Annotated in this window: 14 protein-coding genes, 1 tRNA gene and 1 rRNA gene; 10 read left to right on the top strand and 6 right to left on the bottom strand. The window is 43.8% G+C overall.

Annotated elements, in window-relative coordinates; translation table 11 throughout:
- Window positions 1-80: 80 nt before the first annotated feature.
- Together rraB and QUF19_RS14990 are read left to right on the top strand one after the other, a co-directional pair.
- Window positions 81-497: a ribonuclease E inhibitor RraB gene (gene rraB, locus QUF19_RS14995; RefSeq protein ID WP_004735324.1), complete on the top strand. Its 417-nt coding sequence runs from the start codon at window positions 81-83 to the stop codon at window positions 495-497.
- 124 nt (window positions 498-621) lie between these two features.
- The gene (locus QUF19_RS14990) at window positions 622-1,419 is read left to right on the top strand and encodes a glycosyl hydrolase 2 galactose-binding domain-containing protein (RefSeq protein WP_286294791.1); all 798 of its coding nucleotides are present in this window, start codon (window positions 622-624) and stop codon (window positions 1,417-1,419) included.
- 94 nt (window positions 1,420-1,513) lie between these two features.
- On the opposite strand, the gene QUF19_RS14985 is transcribed toward QUF19_RS14990, so the two are convergent.
- Both QUF19_RS14985 and QUF19_RS14980 read right to left on the bottom strand, forming a co-directional pair.
- Window positions 1,514-2,419 carry a bifunctional helix-turn-helix transcriptional regulator/GNAT family N-acetyltransferase gene (locus QUF19_RS14985; protein WP_286294790.1) on the bottom strand — a complete coding sequence of 302 codons (906 nt, stop codon included), beginning with the start codon at window positions 2,417-2,419 and terminating at the stop codon, window positions 1,514-1,516.
- A gap of 79 nt (window positions 2,420-2,498) precedes the next feature.
- On the bottom strand, window positions 2,499-2,903 hold the full coding sequence (locus QUF19_RS14980) for a DUF2061 domain-containing protein (RefSeq protein WP_192889449.1): 405 nt from the start codon (window positions 2,901-2,903) through the stop codon (window positions 2,499-2,501).
- A gap of 331 nt (window positions 2,904-3,234) precedes the next feature.
- Here QUF19_RS14980 and QUF19_RS14975 point away from each other — a divergent pair, with 331 nt between their 5' ends.
- Both QUF19_RS14975 and QUF19_RS14970 read left to right on the top strand, forming a co-directional pair.
- The gene (locus QUF19_RS14975; RefSeq protein ID WP_286294789.1) at window positions 3,235-4,407 is read left to right on the top strand and encodes a YjgN family protein; all 1,173 of its coding nucleotides are present in this window, start codon (window positions 3,235-3,237) and stop codon (window positions 4,405-4,407) included.
- Window positions 4,408-5,409 carry a M48 family metallopeptidase gene (locus tag QUF19_RS14970; protein ID WP_286294788.1) on the top strand — a complete coding sequence of 334 codons (1,002 nt, stop codon included), beginning with the start codon at window positions 4,408-4,410 and terminating at the stop codon, window positions 5,407-5,409.
- Between the two features lie 149 nt (window positions 5,410-5,558).
- On the opposite strand, the gene QUF19_RS14965 is transcribed toward QUF19_RS14970, so the two are convergent.
- The 3 genes from QUF19_RS14965 to pepA all read right to left on the bottom strand — a co-directional run bounded on the left by QUF19_RS14965 (window position 5,559) and on the right by pepA (window position 10,604).
- Window positions 5,559-8,432 carry a valine--tRNA ligase gene (locus tag QUF19_RS14965; RefSeq protein WP_286294787.1) on the bottom strand — a complete coding sequence of 958 codons (2,874 nt, stop codon included), beginning with the start codon at window positions 8,430-8,432 and terminating at the stop codon, window positions 5,559-5,561.
- Window positions 8,433-8,534: 102 nt separating this feature from the next.
- The gene (locus QUF19_RS14960; RefSeq protein ID WP_017107785.1) at window positions 8,535-8,984 is read right to left on the bottom strand and encodes a DNA polymerase III subunit chi; all 450 of its coding nucleotides are present in this window, start codon (window positions 8,982-8,984) and stop codon (window positions 8,535-8,537) included.
- Between the two features lie 99 nt (window positions 8,985-9,083).
- Window positions 9,084-10,604 (bottom strand): leucyl aminopeptidase, encoded by a 1,521-nt coding sequence (gene pepA, locus QUF19_RS14955; RefSeq protein ID WP_065104169.1) that lies wholly within the window; start codon window positions 10,602-10,604, stop codon window positions 9,084-9,086.
- A 192-nt stretch (window positions 10,605-10,796) separates the two neighbouring features.
- On the opposite strand from pepA, the gene lptF reads away from it, so the two are divergent.
- Window positions 10,797-11,897, top strand: coding sequence for an LPS export ABC transporter permease LptF (lptF, locus tag QUF19_RS14950; protein WP_286294786.1), 1,101 nt, complete (start codon window positions 10,797-10,799; stop codon window positions 11,895-11,897).
- 3 nt (window positions 11,898-11,900) lie between these two features.
- Window positions 11,901-12,971, top strand: coding sequence for an LPS export ABC transporter permease LptG (gene lptG / locus QUF19_RS14945; protein ID WP_004735337.1), 1,071 nt, complete (start codon window positions 11,901-11,903; stop codon window positions 12,969-12,971).
- Window positions 12,972-13,033: 62 nt separating this feature from the next.
- Here the strand turns inward: lptG and QUF19_RS14940 are convergent, their stop codons facing one another.
- Entirely contained in the window at window positions 13,034-13,510 is a 477-nt protein-coding gene (locus tag QUF19_RS14940) for an RDD family protein (protein WP_017107789.1), read from the bottom strand.
- 195 nt (window positions 13,511-13,705) lie between these two features.
- Here QUF19_RS14940 and QUF19_RS14935 point away from each other — a divergent pair.
- From QUF19_RS14935 to QUF19_RS14920, 4 genes are all read left to right on the top strand, one after another.
- Window positions 13,706-13,790, top strand: a tRNA-Leu gene (locus QUF19_RS14935).
- Between the two features lie 357 nt (window positions 13,791-14,147).
- Window positions 14,148-14,555, top strand: coding sequence for a VOC family protein (locus QUF19_RS14930; RefSeq protein ID WP_029223348.1), 408 nt, complete (start codon window positions 14,148-14,150; stop codon window positions 14,553-14,555).
- A gap of 83 nt (window positions 14,556-14,638) precedes the next feature.
- A complete protein-coding gene (locus tag QUF19_RS14925) occupies window positions 14,639-15,892 on the top strand; it encodes a cyclic di-GMP phosphodiesterase (protein WP_286294785.1) in 1,254 nt (417 codons plus the stop codon).
- A gap of 607 nt (window positions 15,893-16,499) precedes the next feature.
- A 16S ribosomal RNA gene (locus QUF19_RS14920) occupies window positions 16,500-18,054 on the top strand.
- Window positions 18,055-18,156: the final 102 nt, after the last annotated feature.

Below are 18,156 nucleotides of genomic sequence, written 5' to 3'. Positions count from 1 at the left end.
TGGCTTTTCTAGGCGATCCGTGCCATATTTCGTGGCAATCAAATTTGATCTTTTCATAGTCAACACTCTGGAGCAGACACATGTCTCACGAAGATGAATATCTATCAGTAGCGGAATTAATTGAATTTCAAAAAGGAGAGACTCGCGACATCATTGAAGCACTAATCGAAGATGGTAGCGATCCTGAAGCTCTATACGATATCGAGCATCACCTATTCGCTGAAGATTTCGCAGTACTTGAGAAAGCCGTTGTTGAAGCATTCAAAATGGGCTTTGAAGTGCTTGAAGCTGAAGAGACAGAAGACGAAGATGGCAACAAGCTACTTTGTTGTGATGCAACGATGCAGTGTACTCTGAACGCAGAAGCGATTGATGAGCAAGTTGAAAAGCTTGTAAATCTTGCAGAGAAGTTTGACATTATCTACGACGGTTGGGGCACTTACTACGAAGGTGAAGATGCTATCTACCCTGACGAAGATGATGAAGACGAAGAGTAATCTCTCCCAGTTTTAAAGAATGCCAGCCTTGAGCTGGCATTTTTTTGTCCTCAGAAAAATAAATGTCTTTATATGTATTCATTCATTATAATGCGGTCAAAATTGATCTAGCTCAAGGAATGACATGCGGCTACCTCTCGATGGTCTTTGGCAAATTTCGCCACTGACGGATCTCTCAATCCCACAAGATGACATTACCTTTCCTGCTCCGTTAAGCTCTAAACTCCCTGATAACTTGAGTGAAGAGGAAATCGCAGAGCAAGAGTGGCACCTGATGCATGACATCGAAGTGGATGATGCCATGTTGGCGTGCCCATTTGTTGAGTTAGTTGTGGCCGGCGTTGACTACTTTGCCGAAGTAAGACTCAATGGCGTGGCTGTGTTTGACTGTGATGGCAGCGAAGCCGAATATCGTAAAGACATCCGTCCTTATATGCAGCTTGGTCGAAATCGTTTTGAGATCCTTTTCCTGGAAGAAGAGGAAAGCCTGTTGCTTGAAGAGGATATGGATAACTCTGTATCTTCAGCTGCCGTTGCTAAATCAGATTCACGTATTGGGATTTGGCACGCACCGTATTTGCAGTTTGTTCGTAATGTGAAGCTTGAGCAAGTCGTCACCGAGCAAATCTGGCACCACGGTGGTGGCTGTGAGTTTAAAGTGGATGTTATTTATCAGACACTAAAAGCAGGGCTAGTCTCTGCATCAATTAAGTTCAACGGTATGACGCTCGTGATGCCGATAGATGTGCGAGCTGAGCATACCGGCGTTGTGTTTCAGGTGGAGGCTCCTATGGTATTTAACCTTGAGAAGCCTAACCCTAAGCACTTATACCTGTTAGAAGTGGAACTCGATGGACAGAAAGAAAGCTCTTTTGTCGCCTTGAATCCAGCCTCTTGCGTGAGTAACTTTTTGCGTAACTAGCGTTTATTTAATTAGCCCGTTACGCAATGAATTAATTTGCTCACTCGCTTGTCATCTAATGAACTGCCGACGCTAACCCTATTTCCAAAACACATTATAGCGTTTTGGCCATGACAACTTCACAAGCGTCATGGCCTGTTTCTCCCCAGGCTGAATCAAGGTGTTCAAAGCCCAATTTTTCGTAAAGTTTAACGGCGGCATTAAGACATTCGGTTGTTTCTAAATACATATGTTGATAACCCACCTCCTTAGCTTTCTCCATCGACATATTAACCAGCTTCTTCGCTAAGCCTTTGCCTCTGGTTTCTGGCAAGAAGTACATCTTTTGCAGTTCACAGACTTCTGGCATACCTGCTAATGGTGCAAATCCACCACCACCGACAACCTTTCCATCAAGTTCAATTACCCAGTACTGAGACCTTTCATTGTTATAAACGCTGAACATGTCTTCTAAGGTGGGATCAGCTACACCATAACCTTTATCTTCAGTTAACCCGTTTTCATAAGAGACTTGGCGAATCACATTGGCCACTACGGTGTTGTCCTGCTGTTGTAGGGGACGAACCACCACATCACTTGAAGCGTGGCTTTGTTGCAGTGCTTTAAGGTAATGCTCCATTCCCCCCGAAACTTGTTGAGTTTCCGCTTCCGTTAAACGTTCAAGTACCGAGTCATAAAATTGATCCTGTTGGCGGTGAAGTTCGGCAAGAGTGTTTATCCCTTGCTCTGTTACTGAAGCCACAACACTGCGCTTATCGTTGGGGTGTGGTGAGGTTAGAATTAACGAGTTCTTCGCTAGATTGTTGACTGCTCTACTGGCGTTGGACTTATCAATATTGAGCTTATCCGCTAATTGATTCACGGTTAATGGCTGCTGTTCTAGTTCAATCAGTGTATGAGCTTGAATCGGAGGTAGGGCAATATCACCACAATCTTTGTCGAGCATTCCAAGCTGTCGAACGAGCTGACGTGATAATTCTCTAAGTTGTGCTGAAGTCATGTTGCCTCTTAATATGGTTGCGATGTACAACTACAATTTAAGTGCGCATCGCAACTATGTCAACAGTAAACTCTCTAGGTTAAGCATGTTGGTGTAAACAAAACTGTGGTTGTGCTGCTTGGCTTTCTGCTTTTCGTAACCACACCTTCTCATGGAAGTAGTAAGCCACGGTATTCAAAGCGGGTTCTAACGTTGCCATCACACCACCAACGAAGGCATCGCCAGTCAATAAGTAGACAACGGTAAAGGCAACACTAAAGTGGATAGTCGCGAAGCTTGCTGTTTTTAATTTAGTCATCCACTGACGAGCTTTGAGCGCTGGAACTTGAGCCCATGCCTTTTCATGAAAATAGAAAGCAACAGTATTCACAGAGGGCTCAATCATAGCGATTAAGCTGCCAATTAAGATGTCGCCTGTTAGTACGTAAGCGACACTAAATGCGATAGTAAAATGTAATGCAGCAAAGGTTAGTGTCTTTTTCATGATAATTACTCAGTCGTTGTGTTGTTTCGATAGAGCTATTATTGAGAATTATTATCATTAAGTCTAATGGGAAGGAGAGATTAATTTGATAGATGAAACCTATCAAAGGATTTTAGGGGGAGAATCATCTCTAGTTGAATGTAACTGTATAGTGATAAATGCCTTAATAAGACTTATTCAACTCCTTGTTATTATTTGCAAAAATTATGATAACTCCCTTTGATTTATCCATTCAAATTATTGATTAGCATGGCGTGTTTCTATAGCGTGCATCTCCTTAATGCGCACCAAGATGCGCATGGTTTAATGATGAACGTCAGATGGAGTTAAAATGGAAAACAAAGAATTGGAAACTAAGGTTCACTTTAGTGGGAAAGGGAAAGAGTACTTTGGAATATGGATTGTTAACATTCTACTATCAGTGATCACTCTCGGTATTTATTCGGCTTGGGCGAAAGTTCGAAATAAACGTTACTTTTATGGGAATACATTTATTGGCAGTGATAGCTTTGAATATCATGGTAAGCCTATGCAAATATTGAAAGGGCGAATCATTGCGTTGATTTGTGTAGTCGCTTGGGGAGTCAGTAATCAGTTTGCCCCTCAGGTGGCATTGGTTTTATTACTGGCTTTTTTTGCATTGTTACCATTGTTATCTCGCAGTAATGCTCGTTTTGATTCTGCAATGACAAGCTTTCGAAATGTTCACTTCTCTTTCCATGGTACTGTTTCCGGAGCCTACTGGGCAATTCTTGGGCGCGGTCTTGTTGTGGGTGTCGGCGTATTTACGGCAATCATGGCAATAATATTTACTATGCAAATGAATATGATTGCTGGTGGTATCGCCATTTTAATATCCATACCTTCTTATATTTATTTACAATCCTGGCTACTTGCCGGTATCGCCAATTATTTTTCTAATGGTTATCGCTATGGCGATCGTCAGTTTAAAGCTGATTACCAAGATGGCTTTTATTTCAAAGTATACTTAACCAGTATGATTGCATGGCTGGTTGTCTCTATTGTTGCCGTTTTGGCTTTATTCAGTGCCGTTGGCTTCAACATGATCAGCAACCCTGAGTCGTTATCCGAAATTGCTAGCAACGGAAGTTTGACTTCTATGATGGTTGCTTATTACTTTGCTTTCATTGTTATGAGTATTGCGATTGCTGCTTACATTCAAGTAAAAATTAGAAATTATACTTTCTCTAAATTAGTGCTTGAAGGAAAAGAAAATGAGGCCGATTCAACGTTAAGTTTTGCTTCGACATTAACGATAAAAAGCTACATGTTTTTAGTATTAACTAACTTCTTGCTTCAAGTGATTACCCTCGGGTTAGCTAGACCATGGGTGATGGTAAGAACGATGAATTACTTGTCGGAGAATACGTATGTTCAAGGTAACTTAGATTTACTAGTAGCAAACGACCAACCGTCTGATGTGGAATCGGCTATTTCCGATGAAATAGCTCAAGCGTTTAATGTTGATCTTGGTATTGGCTAAATGATCTCTGGTGTTGCACACCCGCCTCGTAGTTCTGAACGCTGCGAGGCCATTTTAGATATCTCTCACCCTAATAAACTACTCCTGAGTGTGGATGGCTCTATTGTTTCTGCATATTTTGAACGTGTTGAAATTATGCGAGGCGTTGGATCCGCTCCAACAAGGCTCAAATTCCCAGATGGATGGCAATTTATCTCGGAGGAAAGTGATGAGCTGGACGCCTATTTGAGAGACAAAGGTAGACATAATTTCTTAGGTAAATTAGAGAAGAACATCACGGCTATCTTAGCTAGTAGTGTTGTTCTCGTGTTACTTACTATTTCTATGTTCACTCATGGGATCCCATGGTTAACTCATCAAATAGTCACTTATCTACCTGATTCGGTGCCTAGACTGGTTGAAAATCAGGTTTTAGAGTCTTTAGATGAACAGTTCTTTGAGATCTCCACGCTGTCGGAAGAACGACAGCGCCATATTCGACAGCGCTTTGAAAGGCAGTTGCAAAAAATGAGTATTGAAGGCGATGTACAGTTGGTTTTTCGTTCTTCAGAGCTTGGCGCCAATGCTTTTGCGCTGAGTGCTGGGACAATCATCGTATTCGATGATCTCGTTAGATTGACTAAAACTGAAGAGCAACTAGACAGTATCTTGTTACATGAATTAGGACATGTTCAGCACCAGCATGTAATGAAGGTATTGGTTCGGTCAAGTCTGTTGTCAGTAACTGTAGCGGCTTTGACAGGTGAAAGCTCTGGGATCATTGATAACCTTACTGGTCTTGGTGTTTTTGTTGCAAATAATGGTCAATCTCAAGATGCAGAGCGAGAGGCGGATTCATTTGCTTCTTATTCGATGATCGAGCTGCATGGTTCTAATCAAGCTATGATTGAGATGTTTGAATTGTTAGGAAAAGATTCTGATGGACATGCTGAACTACCCACATGGCTCAGTTCTCATCCTGAACTGGGTGAACGGATTGAATCATTGAAGGCCGTACATTAGTTGTTTAGTGAAAAGGGTTAGTGTTAATACCTAAATCATTGTTATCTAATTGTAATTTATATTAATCAAACAATTATCACCGAATTTTAGACAATAAAAAGGGCAGATTATTATCTGCCCTTTTTCTTACTTAAAAACTATCGCATGGATTATAAAGCTGCGATGGTCGCTTTTTGCTCTTCTAGCTTAATAAGAGTTTCTTGGTAGCCTTCAAGCTTTTCACGCTCTTTCGCGATAACCGCTTCTGGTGCTTTAGCAACAAAACCTTCGTTACCTAGCTTACCTTCGATACGCTTAATCTCACCGTGAGTCTTCGCTACTTCTTTATCTAGACGAGCAAGCTCTGCATCTTTGTCGATAAGACCAGCCATTGGGATCATCAGCTCAGATTTGCCAACTAACTTAGTTGCACAAGCCGGAGTTGCTTCGCCGTCTGCTAGAACTTTAATATCGTCTAGCTTAGCTAGAGAAGTAAGAACGATCTTGTTTGCTTCGATACGAGCGGCATCTTTCTCATCAGCGACTTTGATCATTACTTCTAAGCCTTGGCTTGGTGCAATGTCGTATTCCGCACGTAGGTTACGGATAGCAGTGATGAAAGTCTTAACCCATTCGATATCGTCAACGATCTCAGCATTGAAGTTAGCTTCATTAAACTGAGGAAGCGCTTGAGTCATGATTGTCTCGCCTTCAACGCCGTCTACTAGCGGCTTAACGCTCTGCCAGATAGATTCAGTGATGTAAGGAAGAACAGGGTGAGCCAGACGTAGGGTCTTCTCAAGAACCGTAATAAGCGTGTAACGAGTCGCTTGTTGTTGAGCTTCAGTACCCTTCCAAAGAACAGGTTTAGTTAGCTCTAGGTACCAGTCACAGAATTGGTTCCAGATGAATTCGTAAAGCGTGTTTGCCGCCATATCTAGACGGTAGTTGTCTAGGTGAGCGTTAAACTCTTTCGCAGCAACTTCAAACTGAGATTCAATCCACTTATCAGCTAGAGAGAATTCCATGTTTGCACGGTCTTCAACAGACAGTGACATGCCACAATCGTGCTCTTCTGTGTTCATCAGTACGTAACGGCTTGCGTTCCATAGCTTGTTACAGAAGTTACGGTAACCTTCAAGACGCTTCATGTCCCAGTTGATGTCACGGCCAGTTGAAGCCATAGCAGCAAGAGTGAAACGTAACGCATCAGTACCGTATGGTTCGATACCATCTTCGAAAGTTTTACGTGTAGCTTTTTCGATCTTAGCAGCTAGTTTAGGTTGCATCATGTTGCCACAACGCTTCTCTACTAGCTCTTCAAGGCCGATGCCGTCAATCATATCGATTGGGTCAAGCACGTTACCTTTCGACTTAGACATCTTGTCGCCGTTTTCATCACGGATAAGACCCGTCATGTAAACAGTTTTGAAAGGTACTTGAGCCTTGCCATCTTCGTCTTTCACGAAGTGCATAGTCATCATGATCATACGAGCAACCCAGAAGAAGATAATATCAAAACCAGATACTAGTACTTCTGATGGGTGGAATGTTTTCATTGCTTCAGTATCTTCAGGCCAGCCTTGTGTGCCGAACGTCCAAAGTGCAGAAGAGAACCAGGTATCAAGAACGTCGTTGTCTTGCTTAAGAACAATTACCGGTGAAAGGTTGTTCTTTTCACGAACTTCTTCTTCAGTGCGACCTACGTAAACTTTACCATCGTTGTCGTACCATGCTGGGATACGGTGCCCCCACCAAAGTTGACGAGAGATACACCAGTCTTGCACGTCACGCATCCACGCGAAGTACATGTTTTCGTACTGCTTAGGTACGAATTGGATCTCACCATCTTCAACGGCTTTAACAGCAGGCGCAGCAAGAGGCGCTGTACGCACGTACCATTGGTCAGTCAGCATTGGTTCGATAACCACGCCACCACGGTCACCGTAAGGAACGGTTAGATCGTGATCTTTGATCTCTTCAAGTAGGCCTAGCTCTTCAAATTCAGCAACCGTTGCACGACGAGCAGCAAAGCGCTCCATACCTTGGTATTTAGCTGGAAGTTCTGTTGAGTACACATCGCTCTCTTCACCGTTCGTTGTGAAGATTTCTGCCGCATCACGGATATCACCGTTGAACGTTAGGATGTTGATCATTGGTAGGCTATGGCGCTTGCCCACTTCGTAATCGTTAAAGTCATGAGCTGGCGTGATTTTCACACAACCCGTGCCTTTATCCATGTCAGCGTGCTCATCACCTACGATAGGGATAAGACGGTTAACGATAGGAAGCAGGATTTCTTTACCGATAAGATCTTTGTAGCGAGGATCTTCTGGGTTAACCGCAACGCCGGTATCACCAAGCATGGTTTCAGGACGCGTAGTCGCAACGACGATGTAGTCTTTGCCGTCAGCTGTTTTTACACCATTCGCCAGTGGGTAGCGGAAGTGCCACATGAAACCTTTTTTGTCTTTGTTTTCAACTTCAAGATCAGAAATTGCAGTGTGCAGTTTAGGATCCCAGTTTACTAGACGCTTACCACGGTAGATTAGGTCTTCTTCGTATAGACGAACAAATACTTCTTGAGTCGCTGCCGATAGGCCGTCATCCATAGTGAATCGCTCACGATCCCAATCTACAGATGCACCAAGACGACGAAGTTGTTGAGTGATCGTGCCGCCTGATTCGCCTTTCCATTCCCAGATCTTGTCGATGAAAGCTTCACGGCCGTAGTCGTGTTTTGTTTTGCCTTCTTCAGCGGCGATCTTACGCTCAACAACCATTTGAGTTGCGATACCAGCGTGGTCAGTACCCACTTGCCAAAGCGTATTTTTGCCTTTCATACGTTGAGCACGGATAAGCGTATCCATGATCGTATCTTGGAACGCGTGACCCATGTGTAGGCTACCAGTGACGTTCGGTGGCGGGATCATGATGCTGTAAGCTTCTTTTGATGTGTCACCGTGTGGCTTAAAGTAGCCTTTCTCTTCCCAAGTCTTATACAGAGCTTGTTCGATTGATGTTGGGTTGTATGTCTTTTCCATAGTGCTCTTAAACGGATACTGTGAATGGTTAATCGTGGTCAAACTTCATAAGTGAAGCTTCTTGAATCTAAATCCAAAGATAGCTTTAACTATGAGGTTTGACTATGGATGTTGAATCTCGATAGTTTGTAGCTGATATCCAGCCTGACGGTAAATTTTATACCTTTCTCGAGCGAGTTGCTTAGGTTTTTCTTCGCAAGGAACGAAGTCTATCACCTGAGCAAAGGCGTTCGCAAAGGTTGTATGATTATCGGCCAGATTTATTACCAATTGGCGGTTCCAATTAGGTTTGACACCTTGATGGCCTATTTCAATATTCGTTGAGTATTTTGGGCCTTCGCCAACCAAGTTGTGCGCGATAAATTCAGTAGGCTCTACCTGCCAAAAAACTTCAGCGATACGCTCAGCATGATCTTTATCGTTACAGTTGAGATAAAGTTTAGCGCCTTGTTTTGCAAAATGCTGCGCAAGAAACAACACATAGTGAGCAAAACCTTCTTCGCTGGCTTGCGGGCTGTCTGGAGACACAATGTAAAATGTAGCAGTCTGCATACTTAACACTCGAACTGAAAATCGTGGATATCAATGTTACTTGGCTAACAGGATCTAACAAATAGCGCTTATTAAAAAAGGGCCCGTAGGCCCTTTTCATTATTTTGAAGATTGCTCTTCAGTCTCATGGCCGCTGCGGTTCAATAAGAATTGGACTAGCATTGAGACAGGGCGACCTGTCGAGCCTTTCGCTGCGCCTGACTTCCACGCTGTACCTGCACTGTCGATGTGGGCCCAGTGGTACTTTTTGGTGAATTTAGACAGGAAACAACCTGCGGTGATAGTACCGCCAGGGCGGCCACCGATGTTTGCCATATCAGCAAACGGGCTGTTTAGCTGCTCATGGTACTCGTCTGCCATAGGTAGACGCCATGCACGGTCACTTGCTTGCTCTGAAGCATTAACAAGTTCATGAGAAAGAGGGTTGTGGTTTGATAGAACGCCACTGATGTGGTGGCCTAAAGCAATAACACACGCGCCAGTTAGTGTTGCAACGTCAACAACACAATCAGGTTCAAAACGCTCAACGTAAGTTAGAGCATCACATAGAACCAAGCGACCTTCAGCATCAGTGTTGAGTACTTCAACTGTTTGGCCAGACATGGTTGTTAGAATGTCACCTGGACGGTAAGCATTACTACCCGGCATGTTTTCACAGCCCGCAAGAATACCTACAACGTTGATTGGCAAGTTAAGTTTCGCCAATGCTTTCATTGTACCGAATACAGATGCAGCACCACACATGTCGTACTTCATCTCATCCATGCCTTCACCAGGCTTAAGTGAGATACCGCCTGAATCGAAAGTAAGACCTTTACCCACTAGAACGATAGGTTTTGCATTTGGGTCAGCAGCACCTTTGTATTCCATGATAGACATCATAGATTCGTTCTTAGAGCCACGGCCTACTGCTAAGTATGAAGTCATACCCAGCTTTTCCATCTCTTCTTCACCGATGATCTTAGTCTTTACTGTCTCATAATCGTCAGCTAAACGACGAGCTTGAGAAGCTAGGTAAGCCGGGTTTGCGATATTCGGTGGCATGTTGCCAAGGTCTTTAGATGCTTTCACACCTGAAGCAATAGCAAGACCATGAGAGATCGCTTTTTCGCCAAGGCTTAGCTCGCGACGTGTTGGTACGTTGAATACCAATTTACGCAATGGGCGACGAGTCTCTGGTTTGTTGCTCTTAAATTGGTCGAATGTGTAAAGACCATCTTTAGTTGCTTCTACTGCTTGACGAACTTTCCAGTAAGTGTCGCGACCTTTAACGTGAAGCTCTGTAAGGAAACATACTGCTTCCATAGAACCTGTTTCGTTTAGTGTGCTGATAGTTTTTTGGATAATTTCTTTGTATTGACGCTCGCCTAGCTCACGTTCTTTACCACAGCCTACCAGTAGAACACGTTCTGAAAGTACACCAGGTACTTGATGCAGTAGCAGCATCTGGCCAGGTTTACCCTCTAGATCACCGCGACGAAGCAGTGAACTAATGTAGCCATCGCTAATCTTATCTAATTGCTCGGCTACTGGAGAAAGGCGGCGCGGTTCGAATACACCGACAACGATACATGCGCTGCGCTGTTTCTCTGGGCTGCCACTTTTTACACTGAACTCCATGCGTACTCCTACATCCTGAAGACAAATCGAACTAAATGTTAGATAATGGGTTCTTACTTGTTGGATCCTATAATGGAACTAACCTTAAAGAAGAACGCTAACACTTAGCTAAAAATTTAAAAAAATAAAAGGTTCAACGGGAAATTATAGTGATTCAATCAAAAAAACAAGTTTTGTATAGGTAATTTGAGCGTGATTATTGTTAGATATTTGATCCGCGAGACAATCAAGAGCCAATTTGCGATCTTTTTTGTTCTCTTTCTCGTGTTTCTCAGCCAAAAATTCATCAGTGTTTTAGCGGACGCCTCTGATGGTGATATTCCTGCGAGCCTCATATTGTCGATTGTTGGTCTAAATATGCCAGCGATGGGCTTATTGATGCTTCCACTCAGTATCTATATTGGTATTTTGCTGACTTTTGGCCGTCTTTACGCTGAAAGTGAAATAGTCGTAATGAACGCTACCGGTATTGGTAATAAATTCCTTATCCAATCTGCGCTTTATTTGGCTTTGATTACCGCATCTGTTGCTGCCTTCAACTCATTTTGGTTGTCTCCTTGGTCGCAAGACAAAGTTGAGCAAATGTATGAAGAAGTGGCTGCAGAAAACAGTGTTGATTTGCTGCCAAAAGGTAAGTTTGAAGGTACGCCTGATGGCTCTTCTGTCGTTTTCATTGATGATATCGACGGTAATAAGTTAGAAAATGTGTTCGTTGCTCAAATGCGCCCACGTGATTCGGTATTGCCTAGTGTGATGTTCTCTAAGTCGGGTGATGTAAAAGAGCTCAGCGATGGTCGCCAAGTGATTGTGATGTACGATGGTACTCGTCATGAAGGGATTCCGACACGTCTTGATTATATGGTGACGCATTTTGAAGAGTACGAAGGCTTAATTGGTCAGCGTGAGGTCGAGAAAAAAGGTCGAGATTGGGAAGCGATTCCTACGCTCGAATTGATTGGTAATCCAGAAAACAGTGCGAAAGCGGAATTACAATGGCGTATTTCATTGGTGCTTTGTATTCCATTGTTGACCATGCTTGTTGTGCCACTGTCTGCGGTGAACCCTCGACAAGGTCGCTTCGCTAAAATTGGCCCAGCAATTTTAATTTACCTAACCTATTTCTTAGCAATCAGTGCAACCAAATCTTCGATTGAAGAGGGGAATATCCCAGCGGTAGTCGGCATGTGGCCAATTAATGCGTTGTTGTTATTTGTCGCGATTGGTGCAAACTTTATGGATAGCGTGCCAGTAAGGCGTTTGAAAGAAAAATTCAAGAATAAAAGGTTAGCTTAAGCCGTGTTTAAGATTCTCGATTTATATATAGGCAGAACCATCATCGCAACGACGTCACTGGTATTGGTGACGTTTGTTGGTCTCTCTGGGATTATCAAGTACGTAGAGCAGCTGAGAAAGGTTGGTCGTGGTACCTATGATCTATTGCAAGCGCTGTATTTCGTACTATTGAGTGTTCCTCGTGATATCGAAATGTTCTTTCCAATGGCCGCGTTACTTGGCGCATTGATTGGGCTGGGTATGCTTGCTGCGAGTTCTGAACTGGTGGTGATGCAGGCGGCGGGTTTCTCTAAGTTAGATATTGGCCTATCGGTACTCAAAACCGCTATTCCATTAATGATCGTCGTGACTCTTCTTGGTCAATGGGGTGCACCTCAAGCACAGAAGATGGCTCGTGACCTAAGAACCATATCGATTGCTGGTGGTAATATTATCTCTACCCAAAGTGGGGTATGGGCGCGTGATGCCAACGACTTTATATTCGTTGTCAAAATTGACGATGAAAAGCTATATGGTTTGAATATGTGGCGCTTTGATGAAAATAAGGCACTTAAGACGGCGATATACTCTGAAGAGGTCGATTACGTTGGAGACAACGTTTGGACAATGAACGATGTCGAGATCACGTCGTTCGAAAATGAGATTCAAATTACTAAAGAAAGCCTACCGACATACTCATGGAAGACGTCACTCGCTCCAGATAAGCTTGCGATAGTAACGGTTAAGCCTGAAGAGCTGTCTTTAAGTGGGTTGTACGATTATGTTTCTTATCTTAAGGCGTCGGAGCAAGATGCATCACGCTATGAACTCGCTTTATGGAGAAAGATAACTCAGCCTATCTCGATAGCAGTCATGATGTTGATGGCATTGTCGTTTATCTTTGGTCCATTACGAAGTGTGACTATGGGGGCAAGGATTCTTTCGGGGGTTATTGCAGGTTTCACCTTCTATATATCCAGTGAGTTCTTTGGTCCGGTCAGTTTGGTTTATCAAATACCACCGGCCTTTGGTGCGCTCGCCCCGAGCGTGGTGTTCCTCGGAATTGCCATAATGCTCTTGAGGCGGAAACTGTAAATAGAAAAAGGAAGGCATAACGCCTTCCTTTTTTGATCTTGATTGTAGCGAAGTTAATAGCGCTATCGTGCTTGTGGTAGCACGACTACTTCAGTTTTCGCCCAGATATCGTGAAAGCCACGCTTCTGAGGATCGAATGGAACACATAGATTTGCTAATCCAAATCCTGAGGTTCCTAAGCGAATCAGCGCTTGGGTTACGGTAATTGCTGAGCCATCTTTGTTTTGAACACGCAATTTCCAAGCTCTCATTCCTAGCGTTTGGCCTGCTCTTGTCCAGAAGAAAACAAAGAAGTACACCCAAACTACGACTAAGTAGAAAGTGTATGCAGGGCTCCAGATAGGGTGGTTCGTCAAGAAGTCACTAACATCGGCATAACCGCTATGGTTAAAAACGCCAAGCGCCATGAGTGCGTGCAGCAGAGCGACAATGACGCCAGCCGCCAACATTTCAATAGCGATTACGATGAGGGCGTCATAGAACAAGGCACCAAATCGGCGCATTACTCCTGCTGGTGGCATTGTGTTTGTTGATGTCATGGTGTTATTACTTCTTCAAAAATTTAGGCGTCAGAATATAGTCTAAGGCTTGGCGTGAAAAGAGACATGACGCACAGCTTATGACTTAGTGGCGAAATTATCGGCAAACACACATAAATTCAAGTTTTTATACTTGCCACATCAGTTCGCATACGTATAATGCCAGACATCGAAAGGGCAATGCCCCAAGATAATGCCGGTATGGTGAAATTGGTATACACGACGGATTCAAAATCCGTTGCCTTCGGGCGTGGCGGTTCAAGTCCGCCTACCGGTACCAAACATAGAAAGGTCGCTTTTATAGCGACCTTTCGTCGTTTTGGGCGTTTGTAAATTCCTAACCCAGCGTGTCGGCTTGGATGCAAGCCCAGTCAAGTCGCCTACCGGTACCATATTTAAATGACAAAGCCTCGACTCAAGTCGGGGCTTTGTTGTATCTGGAGAGCAGAAAACGTTGCCTTCGCTGTGGCGGCAGGGATGCTTTTTCAATCAGTCAGATCTTTATGTTTCATCCCGAAATTTCACCGTTTCCTTTCGTAGTTCAACTTCTTAGTAAATTAATCACCTTAAATCAGAATGTTACCTATCATTCTCTCTTCTATTGTCTATGTTTAAAGAAATAGCAGAGGAGAGAGATATGCTGACAGTAACCCCTTATTTGTTTTTTGATGGCCGTTGTAATGAAGCGTTGGATTTTTACCATAAGTGTTTTGGCGGTGTGGTTTTATCGAAACAACTTTTTAGTGATGCGCCACAAGTAATAGAGGGAGCTCAACCTGATTGGATTATGCATGCTGAGTTCGAAGCCTTCGGCATGAAGCTCATGATGTCTGATGGTGTTAAAGCCAAGGAACTCGAAGGGAACAACCTTGCACTCTCGCTTGTTACCGAAGATACCGCGACTCAGGAACACATCTTTGAAAAGCTCAAGCAAGGCGGGCGTATAATGACACCGCTAGCGGATACTTTTTGGGGCGCCCGGTTTGGCAAAGTAGAAGACAAGTTCGGTATACGTTGGATGGTGCACTGTGATTCTTTAAGTTGAACCTGTGAAATTGGATAGTGAAATTGCTGCTTGGTTTTATTAGAATTATAAATAGAGATTAATAATCAATATTATATATAAAAATGGGCAGCATAAAGATTACCGTAGATCGCATTCAGCCCGGTCTACATATACGACTCCCAGTAAAATGGAATGAACACCCATTTCTACTCAACAGTTTTAAAATCAAAGATGATGCTCAAGTAAAGGTCATTCGACATCTTGGGATTAAGCACGTCTATATAAACCCGAACCAAAGTGATACATCTCCCTTACCCGCTAACCATGTGAGTGAACAAGATCTTGATACTGATTTACAGGTAAGTCTTGAAGCGGAAAGAATGTGGAAAGATAAGCATGAGAGTATCGAAACTCTAAGTTCTTACCGTCGTAGGGTGAGTAATTGCGAGAAAGAGTTCGAACGTTCGCTTGCCCGAATGCGTTCAGTGATGACCAAAATCCGTAATCGCCCATTAGATGCGGTAGGGGAGGTTAAAGCTCTTGTTGATGATATTGTTGAAACGCTAGTAAGTGACGATAACGTAACCTTGCATCTCATGAATGCAAAAGCTGACTTTGAAGACATCTACTTTCATACATTAAATGTCTCTGTTGTTGCGCTAATGATAGGTAAAGCCAAAGGCTACAATACGCAACAGTTGAAAGATCTTTCATTTGCCGCATTGTTCCACGATGTAGGCAAAATCAAAATACCAGTTGCGATATTAAGAAAGCAGAGCGCACTGACGCCACCAGAAGAGAATTACCTAAAGCTTCACACCAAATATGGTGCAGATATTGTCTCAGGAATTGATGACTTTCCTGAAAGTGCTAAAAAGGTGATTGCTCAACATCATGAGATGAATGATGGTTCTGGTTATCCTGAAGGCTTAAAAGAGCAAGACATAGATGAGTTTGCCAAGATAGTTGCAGTAGCGAATGCATTTGATAACCTTTGCCATGGTAAAGCGCAATCCCAACAAAAGATTCCTTACTTAGCACTCTCTCATTTATATAAGAACTGTAAACACCTATATAGCCAGGACAACTTGAGCCTGTTAGTTAAGTTTATGGGAGTGTATCCACCGGGTACTGTCGTGCAGCTTTCAAATGAATCGATTGGAATCGTGATTTCGGTTAATGCCAAACACATGCTTTACCCGAATGTACTGATCTATGATCCTAGCGTTCCAAGAACCCAAGCTCCGATCATTGACCTCTTTACTAAAGAGATAAAAATTGTCAATGCGGTTCATCCAAGCAAGTTACCGGAACAAGTTAGAGAATATCTAAACCCAAGGGCTCGTTTATCTTACTTTTTTGATAATGGCGAGTAGTTACCCACAGGGTGTTGTGGGTAATTTGTTCGAAACTTGGGTTAAAAGTGGTATAAATAAGCCCTTGGTTGAATTGTCTTCACTTAACCTCTTTTTTTAATAAAAAACGTATTTAATGCTTGCCAATATGAGCGGCATCTCTATAATGCCGCCTCACTGACACGGCAGACGCCACAAGGCTTCAGCGCAGAATGTTGGTAAGGCAACTAGCTTAAAGCGTTTAATCGCTCCTACTTTTAAAAAAGTAGAAATTAATTACCAATAAGTGTTTGACACTGAGAATTAAAACGCTAGAATGTCCGTCCACTTCGAGAGGCTCCTTACTTAAAAGGAACGCTCAACAAGTGAAGCTCTTTAACAATTTAAACCTATCAATCTGTGTGGGCACTCGTTGATGAATATCAAAACGTTTTATCGTTAGATAAAACAGATTTTTCGGAATCAAAATTGATTTCAATGAACTGAGTGACCAATACGAATAACTTCGGTTATTTGGCACAGTCAATTCATTACCATTCTGTTGGAATGGTAATAGCTTTAGAATTACATGTTCATGTTTACATGAATATTAGTTTTGAAGTCAGTATTCGTTGAGTCACAAAATCTTAAATTGAAGAGTTTGATCATGGCTCAGATTGAACGCTGGCGGCAGGCCTAACACATGCAAGTCGAGCGGAAACGACATTATTGACTCTTCGGAGGATTTAATGGGCGTCGAGCGGCGGACGGGTGAGTAATGCCTAGGAAATTGCCTTGATGTGGGGGATAACCATTGGAAACGATGGCTAATACCGCATAATGCCTACGGGCCAAAGAGGGGGACCTTCGGGCCTCTCGCGTCAAGATATGCCTAGGTGGGATTAGCTAGTTGGTGAGGTAATGGCTCACCAAGGCGACGATCCCTAGCTGGTCTGAGAGGATGATCAGCCACACTGGAACTGAGACACGGTCCAGACTCCTACGGGAGGCAGCAGTGGGGAATATTGCACAATGGGCGAAAGCCTGATGCAGCCATGCCGCGTGTATGAAGAAGGCCTTCGGGTTGTAAAGTACTTTCAGTTGTGAGGAAGGGTGTGTAGTTAATAGCTGCATATCTTGACGTTAGCAACAGAAGAAGCACCGGCTAACTCCGTGCCAGCAGCCGCGGTAATACGGAGGGTGCGAGCGTTAATCGGAATTACTGGGCGTAAAGCGCATGCAGGTGGTTCATTAAGTCAGATGTGAAAGCCCGGGGCTCAACCTCGGAACTGCATTTGAAACTGGTGAACTAGAGTGCTGTAGAGGGGGGTAGAATTTCAGGTGTAGCGGTGAAATGCGTAGAGATCTGAAGGAATACCAGTGGCGAAGGCGGCCCCCTGGACAGACACTGACACTCAGATGCGAAAGCGTGGGGAGCAAACAGGATTAGATACCCTGGTAGTCCACGCCGTAAACGATGTCTACTTGGAGGTTGTGGCCTTGAGCCGTGGCTTTCGGAGCTAACGCGTTAAGTAGACCGCCTGGGGAGTACGGTCGCAAGATTAAAACTCAAATGAATTGACGGGGGCCCGCACAAGCGGTGGAGCATGTGGTTTAATTCGATGCAACGCGAAGAACCTTACCTACTCTTGACATCCAGAGAAGCCAGCGGAGACGCAGGTGTGCCTTCGGGAGCTCTGAGACAGGTGCTGCATGGCTGTCGTCAGCTCGTGTTGTGAAATGTTGGGTTAAGTCCCGCAACGAGCGCAACCCTTATCCTTGTTTGCCAGCGAGTAATGTCGGGAACTCCAGGGAGACTGCCGGTGATAAACCGGAGGAAGGTGGGGACGACGTCAAGTCATCATGGCCCTTACGAGTAGGGCTACACACGTGCTACAATGGCGCATACAGAGGGCAGCAAGCTAGCGATAGTGAGCGAATCCCAAAAAGTGCGTCGTAGTCCGGATTGGAGTCTGCAACTCGACTCCATGAAGTCGGAATCGCTAGTAATCGTGAATCAGAATGTCACGGTGAATACGTTCCCGGGCCTTGTACACACCGCCCGTCACACCATGGGAGTGGGCTGCAAAAGAAGTGGGTAGTTTAACCTTTCGGGGAGGACGCTCACCACTTTGTGGTTCATGACTGGGGTGAAGTCGTAACAAGGTAGCCCTAGGGGAACCTGGGGCTGGATCACCTCCTTATACGAAGATACTTACGATGAGTGTCCACACAGATTGATGGTTTAGATTTAGTTAAAGCCAGAGCTTTAATTAATAACGTAAGTTATTGATTAAAGCTTTTTG

Origin of the sequence: Vibrio sp. FE10 (assembly GCF_030297155.1) — a bacterium.
GTDB lineage: Bacteria > Pseudomonadota > Gammaproteobacteria > Enterobacterales > Vibrionaceae > Vibrio > Vibrio apostichopi.
This window is presented reverse-complemented; position numbering and strand designations above follow the sequence as displayed.